The organism is Rhodoferax fermentans, from assembly GCF_002017865.1.
Taxonomy (GTDB): Bacteria; Pseudomonadota; Gammaproteobacteria; order Burkholderiales; family Burkholderiaceae_C; genus Rhodoferax; species Rhodoferax fermentans.
Map to the genome: position 1 here is coordinate 4,419,458 of NZ_MTJN01000002.1, position 17,167 is coordinate 4,436,624.

Below are 17,167 nucleotides of genomic sequence, written 5' to 3' on the forward strand. Positions count from 1 at the left end.
ATGGCGGCGGGCTTCATGAACGATGTCTCGCTGGCCTACCAGTTTTTGTGGAACGCGCAGCGCCAGCCGGAGCAGGTCTGGCTGTACCTGGAGCCATTGACCGCTGCCCCGGTGAACGCGCGTCATCTGTTGGCGGCTTTGCGTCGGCAGTGGTCGGCGCCCTGCGTCAAACTCACCCTGTCAAGCACCGACGCTGGTTTACTGTCGGACTTGCTGGCGCATACCCCCCTCGACCTGGCCCAGGTTGAAATTCCTGAACGGCTGCTGGCAGACCCGGCGATCACACAACAGGTGTTGCGTGCCCAACAACGGGGCTTGCAACTGGTCTGGCGCGGTGAACCTGGCACACAGCCCCGGCCCGACCTCACCCACAGCTTTGCACAAACCCTGCTGAGCCTGAGTGCAGAGGATGCGTTACACAACTTGCGTTTGCTGCGAGCACAGTCCACATCGGGCACCCCCGCCAGGGCTTCAACGGGCGCGTTTGCCAGTCACCTACTGCTCGACGGCGTGGCCAACGCCAGTTTGTTGAACTATTTCCTGGACCAGCAAGGTGCCAGTGCCCTGATGGGTTGGCCCTGTGAAGAGGTGATGTTTGCTTACCGCCAAACATCCGCCCAACCCGCTTGGCACGCATTACAAAGCTTGCTCGCGTTGATCGAGGACGATGCCGCGATCGAAGACGTGGCCTGTGCCATGAGCCAAGAGCCTCTGCTGGTTTATCGGCTGTTGCGCTTCGTCAATTCGGCAGGGTTGGCGCTCAAAGGCGAGATCACGGCCCTGCGCCACGCCCTGATGATGCTGGGTCTGGTTCGCATCAAAAGCTGGCTGCAGGCGCAGTTGCCCCAAGCCTCCAGAGACCTCAACCTGCACCCGATTGCCACGCTGACCGTGATGCGCGCCCGGTTCATGACCGAACTGCTGGACGCGGGCGCCGCCAGTGAACTGCAGGATGAACTGGCCCTGTGTGGCCTGCTGTCGCAGATGGACCTGCTGATGGGTGAGCCGCTGCAGCTGGTCCTGCAAGCGCTGGCTTTGGCACCACGGGTCAGTGCCGCATTGCTGAACCACAGTGGCCCGTACTGGCCCTATCTGGATCTGGCGATCACGCTGGAAAGTGGTCAAGCCCAGGCCACCCAGGCGGCCTGCCTGCGCCATGGGCTGGATGCCGAGAGCGTCAACCTCGCGCTGTTGCGCACCATCAGTACACCGTGCACCAGCCCTGCCGCACCCCGGGGCTTTGTCAGGCCACCAGGGCCAGCGCGCCAAAGTCACCCACACGCTCACCCAAGCCTGCACTGACCAGCTCACAGCCCTCGGTCAGCGGTGGCAGCTTGCCCTGCACCGCTGCGCGCAGGCGTGGCAGCAGGTAGTTGCGGTGGTGCCAGTAGACACTGCCGCCAATGCTGATGCGCGCCAGGTCGAGTGTGGCAATCATGCTGTAGAGCATCCGGCCCATCACCTGGCATACATCATCAATAATGGCGATAGCCCTTTCATCACCTGCATAGATTGCTTCAAAAAGAATAGCTGCATTGGCGTAACCCTCGGGAGCAAAACGGCGCGCCAGGGCGTTGCCGGCGATCAGGCCTTCGACATCACCCACATTGCCGCAGCCACACAAGGCAGTGTTGTTGTCGCTGACAAAAATGTGCCCGGCATGACCCGCGTTGCCGTTTTTGCCACGCAGCACATGGCCATCGACACAGACGCCGGTACCAATGCCGGTGCTCCAGGTCACATAAGCACAGTTGGCCATCGGCACACCCTGGTCTTGCAAGGCGCCCCAGCGCCGCTCGGCCTCCAACGCACCAATGCCATCGTTCTCAACCCGCACATGGCCAAAGGCCGCGCGCAGCGGGGCCTCCAGCAAAGCGGTTTTCCAGTCATTGGGCAGGCCACGCGCTGGCCCGGCCTGGCCACCACAGATGTTGGGAGCAGCCAGCTCCACCAGCCCCTGGTTCAGCACAAACGGGCCGCAAGACGACACACCGACCCGGGCAATGGCCTGCACCGGCACACCTGCCGCTGCACAGCTTTGGCCCACCAAGCGGATGATCTGCAAGGCCAGCGCGTCATTGCCACCGGTGGTGGCTGTGGGCTCGGCCACTTTGCCCCGTACACCTTGATCATCCACCACCTGGACGGCGACCTTGGTGCCCCCAATATCGACGCAGGCCACTGGCGGGCTGCCGGTGGGCAGGGCAAAACTCTCGATCGTGGGGATGGCTGAAAGCGTGTTCATGCTGTGTCTTCTCAAAAACAGGGAAAAGGAAAGAGGGTCAGATGCGGCCGTAATCATCGCTCAAACGGATGATGTCATCCTCATCCAGATAGTCGCCCAACTGGACTTCAACAATCTCCACCGGACCCGGGCTCAGGTTGGCCAGACGGTGGACCTGGCCCAAGGCGATGTCGCAGGACTGCCCCACACCCAGGTCAAACACCCGTTCATCGAGGGTGACCCGTGCCCTGCCCTGCACCACCACCCAATGCTCAGCACGGTGAGCGTGTTTTTGCAGGCTGATCTGTTGACCCGGAAACACACCGATGCGTTTGATCTTGACACCAGGCGTTTCGGACACAGTTTCAAACCATCCCCAGGGACGTTGCGTCCGTGGGTTGTCAGGTGGATTCAGGGGCGTCATGTTCCAGGCCATCTTGGTGCGAAGGCCCTGATGCTAACCCTTTCAACACGCGCCGATTACAGACTGATTTCAGCGACCCGCAGTTTGGCTTGGGGCAACAATCCACCAGAGCGAAAGCTTGCTGGCGCCAGCCCAACGGGCTCGGGGACGACCTGTGCTCAACGCGGCAGATTGGCCTGTGTCCAGCGCACGATGTCAGCCACCCCCATGGCCCCGGCTTGACGCGCCACCTCGCGCCCACCCACAAACAGGGCCAAGGTCGGAATGCTGCGGATCTGAAAGCGTGCAGCCAAGCTTTGGTTGGCCTCGGTATCGACCTTGGCCACCCGGATCTGCGGCTCCAGCTGTTTCGCCGCCTGCTCAAAACCCGGCGCCATCTGGCGACACGGGCCGCACCACGGCGCCCAGAAGTCGACCAGCACCGGGATCTGGTTGCGGCTGATGTGTTTGTCAAAACTGGCCTCATCCAGCGCGGTGGAGTGCGCTTCAAACAGCGGTTTGTGGCAACTGCCGCAATCTGGCGCGCTGCCCAATTGGCTGCGCGCCACCCGGTTGGTGGTGTGGCAATGGGGGCAAACGATGTGGAGGGAGTCGGTCATAGCAGCACCTTTCTGCCCTTCATGTGTCGCCTAAACCCGAGAAATCAAGCCTTGATCAGCTCACAACACTCTGGAAATACCGGCCGCGACCAGACTCAGGATGATCGTGGTGGCAAAAGGCAGAAAAATCTCTTTGCCAAAAATCTTGAAACGGATGTCGCCCGGCAAACGGCCAAAGCCCAGCTTCTGCAACCACGGCGTGAAACCATTGAGCACGATCAGCGCCAGCAGCACCACAATCAGCCAGCGGATCATGGCCGGGCTCCAGACAAGGTGCGCTGAAAAGGACGCGGCATGGCGTCAGAGCGTGTGGGTCTTATCACCATGCTCAAAACCCATCGCCTGCCAGGGCTCCCCCTTGTAAAAACCGATCACCTTGAACAACTCGCCCATTTCGTGCTCCATGATCAGTTTTTGCGCCATCACCCGGGTTGGCAGGTCGGCGGCTTCCAGGTAGGTCAACAGGCCGCAGTTCATCAGAAAACGCGCCTGGTTGCAGTAACCCAGCACGTCCAGCCCGGCGTTGTTACCCGCCAGCGCGATGCCGGTGAAATTGACGTGGGCGGTGATGTCCTTGTGCCCGACTGCCACCAACGGGTCGCTGTCTGCCTGGTGCGCCTGGTGGCACATCAGGGTGCCCATGTGGCGCTGCGGGTGGTAATACTCTGCCTCGGGAAAACCGTAGTCCAGCAAAAACACCGCGCCCGCGCTGAGTTTGTCGCCCAGGGTGCGGATGAAGGACTCACCCTGGGGGTGGATTTCGGTCAGGTAGTCGTGGCCGCCGGGGATGTCCAGCGGTGGCCGCAAGTCGGTGGGACGGTCTTGCCAGACGAAGGTCGGAGTGTCGTCTGGCGAAGGCGCGCCAAGTGCCACGCCGCGCTCGTTCCAGACACCTTGGTCACGGGCTAGCAGTTTGACCGGCATCGCATCGAGCACCTCGTTGCCCAGCACCACGCCTTGCATCGTGTCGGGCAAGGCATCGACCCAGCACACCACATCGGCGAACTCAGCCAACTTGGCTTGTTGGCGCGTGCGCAGGCTGCCGGAAATATCCACGATAGTATATTTTGATAGCACCACACCCTTCTCTTTCAAGGCCTGCAGCACTTGCAGCGCCAGAGCACCGGAGCCAGCACCAAACTCCCAGACCTCTGACGTGCCCGTCACCTGCAGCGCCTGCGCCACCTGGTTGGCCAGCGTCCAGCCAAACAGCGGTGTCATCTCGGGCGCGGTCACAAAATCGCTGCCCGCCTGGCGCTGGCCGTCCGACACGGTGTAGGGCAAGGGGCCAAATTTGGCACTGCCGTGCGCGTAGTAGCCCAGGCCGGGCGCATACAGCGCCTGGCTCATGAAGGCATCAAAAGGGAGCCACCCACCGGCCTCTGAGAGGCCTTGGGCGATGTGCGCTGCGAGCGCGTTCGTTAAACTTGGGGCTATTGTCATCACCACCGGATTGTCCCCGAATGTCTTCCACCTCGCCCCCAGCCAACCGCCAACGCACGGTTCTGATCACCGGCGCGGCCAAGCGCCTGGGCCGTGAGATCGCCCTGACCTTGGCCAAAGAGGGCTGGCGGGTCGCTGTGCACTACCGCGACTCGGTCGAAGAAGCAGCAAAAACCGTAGCAGACTGCAAAAGACTGGCAGGGGCTTGCGCTTCTTTTCGTGCCAATTTGGCGAGTGAAACCGCGGTGCGCAACCTGCTGCCCACGGTGATCGAGGAATTTGGCCATGTCGACGCGCTGGTCAACAGCGCCTCCACCTTTGAGCATGACACCGCTGCCACGTTCACCTTTGCCGCACTCGAAAAACATGTGCGCAGCAATGCCGGGGCCGCCATTTTGCTCAGCCACGCGCTGTTTGAGCACATGCAGTCCCAACGCGACGAGGCCAGAGGTGTGATCGTCAACCTGCTGGACCAGAAGCTGTGGAACCCGAGCCCGGACTTCATGAGTTACACCCTGTCCAAGGCCGCACTCGAAGCTGCCAACACCATGCTGGCGATTGAACTGGCGCCACGCATGCGCGTGGTCGGTGTGGCGCCGGGCCTGACCCTGGCCAGCCACCTGCTGCGCCCGGAAAACTTTGACACCCTCAACAAACTCTCGCCGCTGGGCCACTCCTCCACGGCGGCCGATGTGGCCGCCACAGTGTCCTTTGCGCTGAACAACAAGTCGATGACCGGCACCACCCTGGTGGTGGATGGCGGCCAGCATCTGGTCCGCGCGGCATAGTGGTCAAGACCGTCCTGATCACCGGAGGGGCACAGCGGCTGGGTGCAGTGCTGAGCCGCTGCTTCGCCCAGGCGGGCTGGCAGGTCTGGTGCCACTACCAGCACTCGGGTGCCGCCGCCGAAGCGCTGCGGGCTGAGCTGGCAGAACACGGACAGCAGCTGAACACGGTGCAGGCCGAGCTGGCCGATGAGACCCAGCGCCAGCAGATGATGGACCACATCGTGGCGACCACTGGGCCCCTGCACTGCCTGGTCAACAACGCCTCCAGCTTTGAGCCCGACACGGCAAAAGACTTCAACATCCAGGCCGCACGCCAGCAACTCGAGGTCAACCTGCTGGCGCCGATGGCGCTGACGGCAGCCATGGCCCGAAGCATTCCGGCCGATGACACCAGCGGTGAACGCAGCGTGATCCATGTGCTGGACCAGAAGGTGTTCAACCTCAATCCCGACTATTTCTCCTACACCAGCTCCAAGCTCGCGCTGGAGAGGCTGGTGGCGTTGCAGGCCCAGGCGCTGGCGCCGCAGTTGCGCGTCTGTGGTGTGGCACCCGGCCTGATGTTTGTCAGTGGCCCGCAAACCCAGGCCAACTTTGAACAGGCCAGCCGCATCAACCTGCTGCGCCGCCCGATCGACCCGGCACAGGTGGCAGCGAGCTGCCTGTTTCTGGCCACCAACCCCTGTGTCACCGGTATCACCCTCACTGTGGACAACGGCCAGCATCTGCTGCCGCTGCCACGCGACGTGATGTTTGTGGTGCAGGACCTGCAGAAAGGCGTCGCATGACTTCCTTCGACCCGAACACCTTGGCGCTGAGCTGCCGCAGGCTGTTTTTGCGCGACCATGTTGTGGACATGACCATCGGCGCCCATGCCTTTGAAAAAGGCCGCAAGCAGCGGGTGATCTTCAACGTCGAGTTATTTGTGCCCTATGCCTGCTCCACACCGACCACCGACCAGTTGGACGAGGTGGTGGACTACGACTATGTCCGCGAGGTGATTCACCAGCGGGTGCAGGCCGGGCACATCCAGCTGCAGGAAACCCTGTGCGACGACTTGGCCACACGCCTGCTGGCGCACCCGCAGGTGCTGGCGGTGCGCCTGTCCAGCTGCAAACCCGATGTGTATCCGGACTGCGCTGGTGTGGGTGTCGAAGTTTTCCGCGCCAAACCCTCTCTTTGATAAGCGACAACCCGCCATGAGCACCACCACCCAAGGGTTGCAAACCCTGACCCTCTCCGGGCTGCGCTTTGATGCCAGCCTGGGCATTCTGGAAACCGAAAAAACCGCCCCGCAACCGATCCTGGTGGATGCCGAACTCAATCTGGGCCTGCAGCCGCTGATGCCCCGCGACGACGACATCACCCACGTGCTGGACTACCGCAAAGTGCGCAAAATCATCATTGACGAATGCACCGCGCAGCACGTCAATCTGCTTGAGACACTGATTGGCAAGCTGGCACACCGCCTGATGCAACTGCCCAACGTGCAAGGTGTACGGGTGAAGATCGCCAAGCTGGAGATCTTTGCCGACTGCGAAGTCGCCATTCGTATGGAAACCGGGCAATGGTGAAGGACAAACCGATGACACAACTCTGGACCGAAGCCAACGACGACACCGCCTTGATCGACGACACGGCGCCCGCCACCAGCGAGCCAACACCTCAAAAAAGTGAGCGCGAAGTCGCCATGCGTGTAGCGCGTGAAGCCAACAAGCTTGAAAAACGCCTGTGCCGCCAGGTCGGCCAGGCGATCATCGACTTCAACATGATCGAAGAAGGTGACCGCGTCATGGTCTGCGTGAGTGGCGGCAAAGACAGCTTTGGCCTGCTCGACATCCTGATCAAGCTGCAAAAACGCGCACCGATCCACTTTGACATCGTCGCCGTCAACCTCGACCAGAAACAGCCCGGCTTTCCGGACCACATCCTGCCCGAGTACCTGAGCAAACTCGGCATCGAGTTCCACATCGAGACCCAGGACACCTACAGCATCGTCAAGAAGGTGGTGCCCGAGGGCAAAACCATGTGCAGCCTGTGCAGCCGCCTGCGCCGTGGCATCCTGTACCGCGTGGCCGACGAGCTCAAGATCACCAAGATCGCGCTGGGTCACCACCGCGACGACATGTTGCACACCTTCTTTTTGAACATGTTTTTTGCCGGCAAACTCAAGGGCATGCCGCCCAAATTGGTCAGTGACGACGGCGGCCACATCGTGATCCGCCCGCTCGCCAATGTGGCGGAGAAAGACCTGATCGCCTGGGCCGAACACCGCCAGTTTCCGATCATCCCTTGCAGTCTGTGTGGTAGTCAGGAAAATTTGCAGCGTCAGGAAATCAAGCGCATGATGCACCAGTGGGAACGTCAGTGGCCAGGCCGCACCGAGACCATGTTCACCGCCTTGCAAAACGTGGTGCCCTCGCACCTGATGGACCGCAAACGCCACGACTTCCACAACATCCAGGTCACCGGTGTCGCCGATGCCAATGGCGACAAGGTGTTTGACGAAGAGGACATCCCGTTGGCGACGCTGCCGGGCATCTCTCTGGTGAGCGCCAAGAGTTAAGCAACAAATCAGCCTCTAGCCCTTATGTACAAAGCGCTATCAGCTCTATTTTTGATAGTTCTCTTGCTGACTGGCTGCAGCGGCATGCGGGTGGTGGACAGCCAGGTCACCAGCTTTGCGCCCGCACGCGTTCCAGAGGGCAGCCGTTATACCTTCGAGCGCCTGCCCTCACAACAAAACAAGGCCACCGCGCAGGACCAGCTTGAAGCCATGGCCGAAGAGGCGCTGGCCAAAGTGGGGCTGAGCCGCGACGATCAGGCGGCTGGCTACAGCGTGCAGGTATCGGCCAGCCAGCGCGCCCAGCAGGACGTGCTGGATCGCCCGGCGCTGGGTTGGAACCTGGGCTGGATGGTCGGTAACGGCGGTGTGTCGGTGGGCCGTGGCGCCCTGTTTCCGGGGCTGGACGTGCGCACCAGTTACTGGCGCGAGGTGGGTCTGGTCATACGCAACCGTGCCACCCAAACCGTGGTGTTCGAGTCCCACGCCACCCACGATGGCCCCTGGTCTGACAGCGACGCGGTGTTGCCCGCCATGCTGGACGCCGCACTGCAGGGCTTTCCCGAACCGCCCACGGGCGTGCGTCGCGTCAACATCGAGATCGCCCGTTGAAACTCTGACTCGGCAGCGGCCTACCAGCCCCCTTGGGGCGGTGTTTCGTTTGTATGATCAGGCCCACATTAAAGAGTCTGTCGTTCATGGAAGAAATCCTGTCTGAAACCATTGATGTCGCGCATTTGATGCCCGGCATGTTCGTCGAACTTGAACTCGGCTGGCTGGCACACCCGTTTCCCACCGGTCAATTCAAAATCACCTCGCAAAAGCAGATCGACACCATCCGTGGACTCGGCTTGCAGCAGGTCCGAATCAACCCCGCCAAGAGTGATCGACCTGGCCAAGCGGATGCGCATGCCCCCATCACCCTCAGCCCCGTCACCCTCAGCCCAGAAGCACAACACCAGGCGGCGCAGGGACGAACCCAGCAACAGCTTGATGAACAGCGACGGCGCGAGCAACTCGCGGCCCAGGAACGTGACCAGATCGCCTGCGAACGCCGCTTTGGCCAGACCGTGCGCCAGTACAAACAGGCGCTGGAACAAGTTCACGCCAAACCCCAAGAAGTGATGGCGCAGTGTCGGCAGATGGTCGACGGGTTTGTGACGGACCTGCTGACGGCGGGCGAGTCTGCCATCCGCCTGCTGTCGGACAGCATGGGCGACAAACTGGCCCTGCACCCGGTCAACGTCAGCGTGATCTCCTTGCTGCTGGGTAAACAATTGGGCTTGAGCCGCTCAGAGCTGAGCGACCTCGGGTTGGCCGCGTTCTTCCATGACATTGGCAAGTCCGAATTGCCGGACAGGGTGCGCTGGCTGGAAGACAGTTTCTCGGCTCACGAGCACAAGGCTTACCAGGAACACGTGGCCCATGGGGTCATCCTGGGCAAACGGCTGGAGCTGCCACCCGCCGCCCTGGTTGCCATCGCGCAGCACCACGAGATGGCCGACGGCAGCGGGTTTCCCAAACGCATCCAAGGCGAATCGATGTCGCAGCTGGCCAAGATTTTGGCGTTGGTCAACCGTTATGAGGGCTTGTGCAACCCGAGCCGCCCCGTCGCAGCCATCACCCCGCATGAGGCGCTGGCGTTGATTTTTGCCCAGTACCGGACGCGCTTTGATACCACCGTGCTGCGTACCTTCATCCGCATGATGGGGGTGTACCCGCCGGGCTCGGTGGTGCAGCTCAGTGACGAGCGTTTTGCCACCGTGGTCTCGGTCAACTCGGCCCGGCCCCTCAAACCACGAATTTTTGTGTTTGACCCACAAGTGCCCAAACACGAAGCCCTGTTGCTGGACCTGGAAAGCAGGCCTGAACTGGGCATCAAACGCAGTCTCAAACCCAGCAGCCTGCCACGTGCTGCCTTGGATTACCTGTCACCGCGCCAACGCATTTGCTACTTTTTTGAGCGCGCCGTGGACCCCGCATTGGAAGGAACAGCAGCATGAAACGCATCTCCTGGAAGCCCCTGATCGAAGGGCTGCTGGAATCGGTCTGGCTGGTAGATCCGGTGGATTTGCGTATTCTGGCGGTGAACCAGGCTGGCTGTGACTTGCTGGGCCTGAGCCGGGACCAGATGCTGGGCAAACCCGTCATCGAACTGGCCGCCTCCCCCGAAGACCAGTTTTTCTGGGAAGACGTGGCCCAGGGGCTGGTCGACAGCATCCATTCAGAAACCCTGTTGCGTGGCTCTGACGGGCTGGCGGTGGCGGTGGAGCGGCGTGTCAGCCTGGTCTGGCCGGAAGCTGACCGCTCGGTCTATCTGGTGGGCCTGCGCGACCTGCGCCAACAGCGACACACCGAAAACGAGCTGGAAAAACGTGTGGCCGAGTTGCGTGCCACGCTGGAGTCCACCGCCGATGGCATCCTGGTCAGTGACCTCGACGGTGTGATCCGCAACTACAACCGCCACTTTGCCAAACTGTGGTCGGTGCCCGAGGCGATGCTGCTGCACCGCGACGACAAGGCGCTGTACGCCCATCTGGCCAGCCAGGTCAGCGATCCAGAACACTACCAGCAGCGCCTGCAAGAGATCAATGACAACCCCTTGCTGGAAGCCTCCGACATCCTGGTGCTCAACAATGGCCGTGTGCTCGAGCGGGTCACCCAGTCGCAGTACAGCCGTGGCCAAGCCACCGGGCGGGTGTTTTCGTTTCGGGACATCACCCAGAGCCTGCAGACCGAATCCCAGCTCAAACTGGCGGCCAAGGTGTTTGAATCCAGCCTGGAGGCGATCTTCATCACCAACCCTGAGCTGGGTATTCTGGCCGTCAACCCGGCCTGCGAGACCCTGACTCAGTATGCCCAGGACAAGCTGCAAGGGGCCAACCCGAGCGACTTCTTTTTTGACCCGCAACACGCTGAGGTGTTTGCCGAGATCCACAGCAAGCTGCTCGAGCACGGGCTCTGGCGCGGCCAGCTCTGTGTTCGCAAGGCCGACCTGTCAACCTGCGCAGCCCATGTCTCCTGGGTGCTGCTGCGAGACGACCGCGGCCGGGTGTCACACACCATCTGCTTTTTCCGTGACCTGACCGAAGAACACGCGGCCCAGAAACGCATCGAACAACTGGCCTACCACGACACCCTGACCGGCCTGCCCAACCGCCTGCTGCTGTCGCAGCGGGCCGGGTATGCGCTGCGCGTGGCCGAGCGCAATGGCTGCGAATGTGGTGTGTTTTTCATCGACCTGGACCGCTTCAAAAACATCAACGACTCGATGGGCCACACCTTTGGTGACCGGGTGCTGGTGGATGTGGCGCAGCGGCTCAAAAGCTGCCTGCGAGAGACCGATACCCTGTGTCGCCTGGGGGGAGACGAGTTTGTGATCTTCCTGCAGGAACTCGACGCCCGGGGTGCCGAGGTGCTGGCGCAGCGCATCCTGGAGGCGATGGTGGACGCCTTCCAGATCGACGACATGTCGTTTTCGGTAGGTTGCAGCATCGGTGTGGCGCTGTACCCGGAAGACGGCAAAACACTCGACACCCTGATCAAATGCGCCGACACCGCGATGTACCTGGTCAAGTCGCGCGGCCGAGGCAGCTTCCGGTTTTACCAACCGCAGATGAATGTCAACCTGCTGTCGCACCTGAAAATGGACCACGCCATGCGCCAAGCCATGGACAAAGGCCTGTTCCGGCTGCATTACCAACCGCAGATTTCACTGGCCAACGGCAGCCTGCAGGGCGCCGAGGCACTGATCCGCTGGACCGACGACGAACTCGGTGAAGTGCCACCCAGCATGTTCATCCCGCTGGCCGAAGAATCGGGCTTCATCACCACCCTGGGCACCTGGGTGCTGGAAGAGGCGGTGCGCCAGGCCAGCCAATGGCAAAACCGGGGCACACCGGTCACGGTGTCGGTCAATGTGTCGGCACTGCAGTTCCACCAGGCCGATTTTGTCGAGACGGTGGCGGCGGTGATTCGCGCCGCCGGGCTGGCGCCGCAGCTGCTCGAGCTTGAACTCACCGAGTCGATCCTGATCCGCGATGCCAACGAGACCCTGGGCCGGCTGCACGCCCTGGCCGATCTGGGCGTGGCGCTGTCGATTGATGACTTTGGCACCGGTTACTCCAGCCTGGCGTATCTGAAGCGTTTTCCGATCTCCAAACTCAAAATCGACCGCTCCTTTGTCACCGGCCTGCCCGACGACGAGGGAGACCGCGCCATTGTCAGCGCCACCATCGGCATGGCGCGCGGGCTCAAATTGAAAGTGGTTGCCGAAGGGGTCGAGACCGAAGCCCAGCGCGACTACCTGGCCAGCCTGGGCTGTGAGTCGTTCCAGGGCTTCCTGTGCACACCAGGCCTGAGCGCACCGGCATTTGAACGTTTCATCACCCGTTTGCCGGACACAGCCAGCATGCCGCTGGACCTCCAGAGACTTACAATTTCATAAGCCAAACAGGGCCATAGCCCTTGCACAAAAAGCCCAAATAGCTGCACTTTTTATAGCATTTGTCCATCCACACTGCCCCCATGCAAGTCACCCGCATCATTGCAATACGCCACGGTGAAACCGCTTGGAACGTGGACAAGCGCATTCAGGGCCAGCTGGACATTGGCCTCAACGACGTGGGCCAGTGGCAAGCGGCACAGGTGGCGCAAGCGCTCGGTGACGAAGAGGTCGACGCCCTCTACGCCAGCGACCTGTTGCGCGCTTGGCAAACAGCCCAGGCCATTGCCGGGGTAACGGGCTGCCCACCCACGCCGCACACCGGCCTGCGCGAGCGCGGGTTTGAGGGTCGGCCGTGATTCCTGAAAATTTCGCAGAAATGGGCTTAACCCATTGTTTTTCAAGAGAATTTGATCTTGTAGTCGATAGGTTCTATCGGCCTGGACAAATCCAATGTGTAGTCACCAAAGCGGTTGATATGCGTTGTGCGGTATGGTGACAATGATTTGAGAATCGGCTCACCCACCTCGTAGCCGTCTGCCTGCAGCTCCTTGAGTTTGCGCGACATCCATTGCACGTTGTGAAGAATGACCATGTTGGCCACCAACTGGCTGTATTTGATGACTTTGCGCTGCTCGTGTCTCAGGTTTTCAGCAATCACCCCTTCTCCACCGAAGAACAACCATTTCAGGAAGTGATTGAACTCTTCGCTCTTATTGGTTGCCGCGTGTATTGAGCGTCGCAACTCCAAGTCGTTGATGTAATTGAGCAGGAAAACTGTACGGATGGCCCGGCCAAGTTCTCGGAAAGCGAAATACAGCTTATTTTTCCGACTGAAGGTTCCCAATCTACGCAGGATCATGGACGGCGTGATTTTGCCCAGCTTGATTGACACCGCCACCCGCAACATATCCCGGTAGTGAACTGCGATCAAATCCCAGTCGATGTTGCCACGAAACAAGCTTTGAATGTGCTGGTATTGGATCGTCGGCTCTGCCTTGAAGAAAACCAATTCTTTGATGTTGCGAATGCGGGGCATGAGTTTTATGCCAAGCAAATGCGATAGCCCAAACACGGGCGCACTCTGCGCCTGAGTATCACCGTGCAAAATGTCCGGCTGGATATCTGACTCATTCTTGACCAGACCATCAAGAATGTAGACAGCCTCATATACCCCACAAGGGATGAAGTTGCCAAACAGCGCAATGTACATGTCAGACACGTGGTAATAGCCAATCCCACCGTAGCCGCCATAGCGCAAATGGTATTCGGACATGAGGTTTTGCTCATAAACATTCCATTTGGTGCCGTCCGCCGATGCGCTTTTGCCTGTTCCCCAATACTGAGGCAGAGAAAAGCGGTTGTAGGCATTGACCACCTTGAAGATGGCCTTATCCAGCCGCTCTTCTGTGACGTGGTGCAGGTTTAGCCAGGCAACCTGTTTTCTGGAAAGGCCCTTCACAGATAGAGCCGTCTGCGTCGGCCCGAGGTTGCAGCCATAGCAAAACAAGGTGGTTAGAAAACGCTTGCGTGGATCATCCACCTTGCCCTCGAAACCAGAGAGTGGCCCGAAAAGTTTATGTAAGTCCAGCCAGCGTTCTGTCTCGGTCAGGACATCCAAGATGCTGGCGGTGGCCATCGAATTCGTGATGGCGTGGTCGATCTCGGGCAAGCCTTCTGGGGGTGGCGCTCTTTCGGTGCGTCGAATAAGCAGGCCCGCCTCTGTGATTGCAACATGGTCATTGTCTGGGAAACGATCATCCACTCGTTGTGAGACATCGAGCATCTGCTGTTTGAGCTGTGTCACAAGTGCATCGCCCTCGACCGGTAGCCCAACCATGCTTGCGTAATCAGCCACCTCCGCCTCGAACTGCGTCCAGCTCACCAGGTGTTCCCGGTAGTCGTCGAACTGGTCACTGTTTTGGACATATAAGTCACCAGATTTCAGTTCCTCCATCACATGGGAAAATATGCACAGCTCAAGATACTTGCGATGCATCAGACCGAGTTGGGCACCTTTGCCCTCAATTAAGGTTCGCCACTTCTTGTCAACCAGCCAATCAAGGTTGACTGAATCTGCCCCGACGCTTGCAGGTATGTGTTCCTTGTGACTGGAGCGAAATTGCGCAACCCATGCGATGGCCCTTAACAGACTATCGTCCGTCGACGAAGACTTCAGTTTCATCGCATCCAGGCACTGGAACAGCAAGGCCCGTTTGCTGCGGTATGGCTGGAGCATGAAGGGGTAGTAATTGTTGCCAGCAAAAGCAATGTGCTCATCGCAGCGCTCAATCCATTTGACCGGATCATCGCCCAGCACGGTGCGCATTTTTTGAATGCATTCAGGCTCATCTGCTTCATCGTCAAAGACCGTCAGCATGTCGCGAAACTGTGCAATCAACAACTCCCCTTGTGCGACATGTTCCAGCTGATACTCTTTCAGACGCTCCCGCGAAACGTTGTGCATATTGCGTACGGATCGAATAAAGATATCCGCGATGTCATCAACGGCTTTTTGCAGCTGAGCGTGAATGAGCAAGACGGCCAGTGCATAGCGCTTTATTGGCTTGAGTGCCATCATCTCGCGCACATTCAGGGCCCTGGCTTCGAGCACGAACTGTGTTCTCTTGGAGACCGGGATATCCTCGGGCTTGGGCAGACTGTCGGCCAATTTGCGGACGGCTTCAATATGCGTCAGAAAGCTCACAACCTCTCGAACATTTGGTTGCTTGGGCTCGCGTTTGAGCTGTTCCCATTGGCTGCGCCCTGCTTGCGTCATGAACAGACGATCAATTTGCCCACGTTGCTGGTCATTCAGCGTGGACGTGATTTGGCGGTGTATGTCATCGTTTACCTTGGTTCTGGCTCGGTTTGCAGCGCGCGACAATGTCACGAAGCCGGGCAATTCGTAACGGTGATGGAGCAATTCCTCCAGAAGCACATTGATGATGTCTGGCAACTCCTGTTTGGTCTTGGCTGCCTTGGATGCTTGCTCATCCAGCCAGGCCTGCCCCTCAGAACCCAAAGTACGAACCCCAACATATTCCCGCAGCAGGCGCTGGTGGATCGACTTACTGCCAGACGAATCGTAGTTCCGCAATAAATGAGACTGGAACGCCGGGATGCGCAGGTGCTTGCAGACATGCTCAATGATGTTCCTGGGGACATTGACGAGCGTGATGAAATAGCCCAGTCGCTGCAGCACCTTGAGCTGGATGGCGATCAATGCCTGGGTCGTGGTCCTGCGGTATGCGTCAGCAATGAAGCCAAGTTCCTGCTGCGTCGGCGTAAAAAAAGCGAGCAGCTCTTTCTCGACAATCTCCGAACTCAGTTGGGGGTAGGCCGTTTCGTTGATGCTGCTCATCGGACTTGATATCTGATTGGCCTGTTACGTGGGGGCGCTGCGGCTGAGCTGCGGCTCCTGCGGCAGTTCGTAAATGCCGTCATAACGAATTTCATACCGAACTTTAGTCATTTGAATTGCCGAACTTTAGCCAAATATGTGCTGGACAATCAGCACATGAACCGTAATGTCCTCTTTGCACTGTCTGCCGCTGCCTTATTTGGCGCGAGCACACCGTTTGCCAAGCTGCTAGTCGGTGACATGTCCCCAGTTCTGCTCGCCGGTCTACTCTACCTGGGTAGTGGTGTGGGCCTGACCCTGATCCGCTTGGTACGGGATCGCGGTTGGCACGCATCTGGATTGCCCCGGGCGGAATGGCCCTGGTTGCTGGGGGCCATCCTATTTGGTGGTGTCTTGGGTCCCCTTGCCCTGATGTTTGGATTGACAAGTACCAGCGGATCGAGTGCCTCACTGCTGCTGAACCTGGAAGCTGTATTGACTGCCGCCATTGCCTGGCTGGTGTTCAAGGAGAACGCCGACAAGCGCATTGTGTTGGGTATGGTGGCCATCGTGGCCGGGGGTGTGGTGCTGTCTTGGCCTAGCCAAAGTACCAGCTCAGCGGACTGGGTGGGTCCCGTTCTGGTGGGCGTGGCATGCCTGTGCTGGGCAATTGACAACAACCTGACCCGCAAGGTTTCAGCATCGGATGCATTGTTTATTGCCGGTAGCAAGGGCATTGTGGCGGGACTGGTCAACAGTACATTGGCCGTAGCGCTGGGAGCGCAACTACCAAGCATGGCAACCGTCACCGCGACGATGGCTGTAGGCCTGCTGGGCTACGGGTTCAGCTTGGTGATGTTCGTCCTGGCATTGCGAGGTCTGGGGACGGCACGCACAGGCGCGTATTTTTCGACCGCACCATTCATCGGAGCCGCCATTGCATTGCTGGTGTTTGGGGAATCCACCGGGCTGGCGTTTTGGGTGGCGGCAGCGCTCATGGGTCTAGGGGTTTGGCTGCACCTGACGGAGACCCATGAACACGAGCATGACCATGAACCGCTGGAGCATGTGCACCCGCATAACCATGACGCGCACCATCAACACACCCACGATTCTGATTGGAATGGTGAAGGTGCCCATGTACACCCCCACAAGCATGTTGTCATCCGCCACAGCCATGGGCACTTCCCGGACATTCACCATCGGCATGGACACTGATTGCAATCAGGCGTGCCCCAGGCGAGATTGGGAATCATCGGATCAACACGAATAGGAGGACGGCATGCTTGACCGGCAAACCACAGACATGGTGAAAGCAGCCCTGCTGCTGCATACCATCAAA

At 59.7% G+C, this 17,167-nt stretch carries 16 protein-coding genes and 1 pseudogene; 11 read left to right on the forward strand and 6 right to left on the reverse strand.

Annotated elements, in window-relative coordinates; translation table 11 throughout:
* Positions 1-1,302, forward strand: a complete 1,302-nt coding sequence (locus RF819_RS20635) for an HDOD domain-containing protein (RefSeq protein WP_078366672.1) — start codon at positions 1-3, stop codon at positions 1,300-1,302.
* Here RF819_RS20635 and RF819_RS20640 read toward each other — a convergent pair.
* The 5 genes from RF819_RS20640 to RF819_RS20660 form a co-directional block, all read right to left on the reverse strand.
* Positions 1,244-2,245, reverse strand: coding sequence for an ROK family protein (locus RF819_RS20640; RefSeq protein ID WP_078366673.1), 1,002 nt, complete (start codon positions 2,243-2,245; stop codon positions 1,244-1,246). The two genes, RF819_RS20635 and RF819_RS20640, sit on opposite strands and share 59 nt — an antisense overlap.
* Positions 2,246-2,282: 37 nt before the next feature.
* Entirely contained in the window at positions 2,283-2,660 is a 378-nt protein-coding gene (locus RF819_RS20645; RefSeq protein ID WP_338109564.1) for a phosphomannose isomerase type II C-terminal cupin domain, read from the reverse strand.
* 146 nt (positions 2,661-2,806) lie between these two features.
* Positions 2,807-3,247, reverse strand: coding sequence for a thioredoxin TrxC (gene trxC / locus RF819_RS20650; protein WP_078366674.1), 441 nt, complete (start codon positions 3,245-3,247; stop codon positions 2,807-2,809).
* Positions 3,248-3,307: 60 nt separating this feature from the next.
* Entirely contained in the window at positions 3,308-3,502 is a 195-nt protein-coding gene (locus RF819_RS20655; RefSeq protein ID WP_078366675.1) for a DUF2905 domain-containing protein, read from the reverse strand.
* Between the two features lie 45 nt (positions 3,503-3,547).
* Positions 3,548-4,690 carry a class I SAM-dependent methyltransferase gene (locus RF819_RS20660; RefSeq protein ID WP_078367100.1) on the reverse strand — a complete coding sequence of 381 codons (1,143 nt, stop codon included), beginning with the start codon at positions 4,688-4,690 and terminating at the stop codon, positions 3,548-3,550.
* A gap of 20 nt (positions 4,691-4,710) precedes the next feature.
* Between RF819_RS20660 and RF819_RS20665 the strand changes: the two genes are divergently transcribed.
* From RF819_RS20665 to RF819_RS20705, 9 genes and pseudogenes are all read left to right on the forward strand, one after another.
* Positions 4,711-5,478, forward strand: coding sequence for an SDR family NAD(P)-dependent oxidoreductase (locus RF819_RS20665; RefSeq protein ID WP_078366676.1), 768 nt, complete (start codon positions 4,711-4,713; stop codon positions 5,476-5,478).
* On the forward strand, positions 5,478-6,263 hold the full coding sequence (locus tag RF819_RS20670) for an SDR family NAD(P)-dependent oxidoreductase (RefSeq protein WP_200224232.1): 786 nt from the start codon (positions 5,478-5,480) through the stop codon (positions 6,261-6,263). Before RF819_RS20665 ends, RF819_RS20670 begins: the two co-directional genes overlap by 1 nt.
* On the forward strand, positions 6,260-6,658 hold the full coding sequence (locus RF819_RS20675) for a dihydroneopterin aldolase (RefSeq protein WP_078366678.1): 399 nt from the start codon (positions 6,260-6,262) through the stop codon (positions 6,656-6,658). The genes RF819_RS20670 and RF819_RS20675 overlap by 4 nt, the downstream gene beginning before the upstream one ends.
* Positions 6,659-6,674: 16 nt before the next feature.
* Positions 6,675-7,049, forward strand: a complete 375-nt coding sequence (locus RF819_RS20680; RefSeq protein WP_078366679.1) for a dihydroneopterin aldolase — start codon at positions 6,675-6,677, stop codon at positions 7,047-7,049.
* 11 nt (positions 7,050-7,060) lie between these two features.
* Positions 7,061-8,041 carry a tRNA 2-thiocytidine(32) synthetase TtcA gene (gene ttcA, locus RF819_RS20685; protein WP_078367101.1) on the forward strand — a complete coding sequence of 327 codons (981 nt, stop codon included), beginning with the start codon at positions 7,061-7,063 and terminating at the stop codon, positions 8,039-8,041.
* Positions 8,042-8,092: 51 nt separating this feature from the next.
* A complete protein-coding gene (locus RF819_RS20690; protein WP_158081319.1) occupies positions 8,093-8,650 on the forward strand; it encodes a DUF4136 domain-containing protein in 558 nt (185 codons plus the stop codon).
* An 86-nt stretch (positions 8,651-8,736) separates the two neighbouring features.
* Positions 8,737-10,041 carry an HD-GYP domain-containing protein gene (locus RF819_RS20695; RefSeq protein ID WP_078366681.1) on the forward strand — a complete coding sequence of 435 codons (1,305 nt, stop codon included), beginning with the start codon at positions 8,737-8,739 and terminating at the stop codon, positions 10,039-10,041.
* Positions 10,038-12,485 (forward strand): sensor domain-containing protein, encoded by a 2,448-nt coding sequence (locus RF819_RS20700; RefSeq protein ID WP_078366682.1) that lies wholly within the window; start codon positions 10,038-10,040, stop codon positions 12,483-12,485. Before RF819_RS20695 ends, RF819_RS20700 begins: the two co-directional genes overlap by 4 nt.
* An 80-nt stretch (positions 12,486-12,565) precedes the next feature.
* Positions 12,566-12,826: pseudogene (locus tag RF819_RS20705) on the forward strand (histidine phosphatase family protein); the annotation flags it as partial.
* A 56-nt stretch (positions 12,827-12,882) separates the two neighbouring features.
* Here RF819_RS20705 and RF819_RS20710 read toward each other — a convergent pair.
* Entirely contained in the window at positions 12,883-15,846 is a 2,964-nt protein-coding gene (locus RF819_RS20710; RefSeq protein ID WP_078365553.1) for a Tn3 family transposase, read from the reverse strand.
* 156 nt (positions 15,847-16,002) lie between these two features.
* Here RF819_RS20710 and RF819_RS20715 point away from each other — a divergent pair, with 156 nt between their 5' ends.
* Positions 16,003-17,043 carry a DMT family transporter gene (locus RF819_RS20715; RefSeq protein ID WP_078365552.1) on the forward strand — a complete coding sequence of 347 codons (1,041 nt, stop codon included), beginning with the start codon at positions 16,003-16,005 and terminating at the stop codon, positions 17,041-17,043.
* Positions 17,044-17,167 lie beyond the last annotated feature (124 nt).

Coding starts and splice junctions, on each gene's coding strand:
- RF819_RS20635 (WP_078366672.1), top strand. CDS start 1: ATGGCGGCGGGCTTCATGAACGATGTCTCGCTGGCCTACCAGTTTTTG.
- RF819_RS20640 (WP_078366673.1), bottom strand. CDS start 2,245: ATGAACACGCTTTCAGCCATCCCCACGATCGAGAGTTTTGCCCTGCCC.
- RF819_RS20645 (WP_338109564.1), bottom strand. CDS start 2,660: ATGGCCTGGAACATGACGCCCCTGAATCCACCTGACAACCCACGGACG.
- trxC (WP_078366674.1), bottom strand. CDS start 3,247: ATGACCGACTCCCTCCACATCGTTTGCCCCCATTGCCACACCACCAAC.
- RF819_RS20655 (WP_078366675.1), bottom strand. CDS start 3,502: ATGATCCGCTGGCTGATTGTGGTGCTGCTGGCGCTGATCGTGCTCAAT.
- RF819_RS20660 (WP_078367100.1), bottom strand. CDS start 4,690: ATGACAATAGCCCCAAGTTTAACGAACGCGCTCGCAGCGCACATCGCC.
- RF819_RS20665 (WP_078366676.1), top strand. CDS start 4,711: ATGTCTTCCACCTCGCCCCCAGCCAACCGCCAACGCACGGTTCTGATC.
- RF819_RS20675 (WP_078366678.1), top strand. CDS start 6,260: ATGACTTCCTTCGACCCGAACACCTTGGCGCTGAGCTGCCGCAGGCTG.
- RF819_RS20680 (WP_078366679.1), top strand. CDS start 6,675: ATGAGCACCACCACCCAAGGGTTGCAAACCCTGACCCTCTCCGGGCTG.
- ttcA (WP_078367101.1), top strand. CDS start 7,061: ATGACACAACTCTGGACCGAAGCCAACGACGACACCGCCTTGATCGAC.
- RF819_RS20695 (WP_078366681.1), top strand. CDS start 8,737: ATGGAAGAAATCCTGTCTGAAACCATTGATGTCGCGCATTTGATGCCC.
- RF819_RS20700 (WP_078366682.1), top strand. CDS start 10,038: ATGAAACGCATCTCCTGGAAGCCCCTGATCGAAGGGCTGCTGGAATCG.
- RF819_RS20710 (WP_078365553.1), bottom strand. CDS start 15,846: ATGAGCAGCATCAACGAAACGGCCTACCCCCAACTGAGTTCGGAGATT.
- RF819_RS20715 (WP_078365552.1), top strand. CDS start 16,003: ATGAACCGTAATGTCCTCTTTGCACTGTCTGCCGCTGCCTTATTTGGC.